The sequence below is a fragment of the Microbacterium sp. K35 genome (assembly GCF_004794375.1).
GTDB lineage: Bacteria > Actinomycetota > Actinomycetes > Actinomycetales > Microbacteriaceae > Microbacterium > Microbacterium sufflavum.
In genome coordinates this window covers 1-680 of the sequence record NZ_SSDM01000351.1, presented here as the reverse complement: position 1 = coordinate 680, position 680 = coordinate 1, and the positions used below count along the sequence as shown (strand labels likewise).

Sequence of the window (680 nt, the reverse complement as noted above, 5' to 3'; positions counted from 1 at the left end):
GACGCGCACGCCGCCCTCGCCGCACTGGCGCACGGTCCCCGCGGCCTCGGACATCGAGCCCTCCCGGTGGCCGAGCCGCTGACCGCCGCGTCCGGAGAGGCCCGGCTCCACCGCGCGGGCGTGACCGATGCGCTCGTGACCGAGGGCGGGCGCGTGGTCGCCCTCACCGCGCACGACGGCGGCACGGTCGTGGTGCTCGACGGCGGCACGGTCGTGGTGCTCGACGCCGCGGAGTCCGCCGTCTGGACCGGCGACGCGGACGCCGTCGCGAGCGCCGAGGTTCCGGCGGCTGTGGCCCGGCTCCTCGACCGCGGACTGCTGTCGGCCGACCCCGGCTGGCGGATCGCGGACCACGCGACCTGGGCCGACCACGGCGCCTCGACCGTGGCGCTCGACCTGTCGACACCGGCCGCCGCACCCCTCGCCCTGCGCGACTCCGCCCAGTCGGTGTGGCACGTGCTGGTGCAGCGGCGTGCGGTCCAGCGGACGCGACTGCTGGACGAGCTCGCGGCACAGTACGGGGTGGAGCCCGCGGTGGTCGCGGACGACGTGGATGCGCTGCTGGCATCGCTCGAGCGGGCACGACTGGTCGTGCGACCGTGAGGCGCGCAGCAGGGACGGCCGCGGGGCGCCGCGAGCGGAGGGGAGCGCGATGACGGGGGAGCAGCACGCACCGCCCG

At 77.6% G+C, this 680-nt stretch carries 1 protein-coding gene; it reads left to right on the top strand.

What is annotated here, in order from left to right; genetic code table 11:
- Positions 1-603, top strand: a 603-nt coding sequence (locus tag DW299_RS14150; RefSeq protein ID WP_136036967.1) for a PqqD family protein, incomplete at its 5' end; no start/stop codon positions are given.
- Between the last annotated feature and the right edge of the window lie 77 nt (positions 604-680).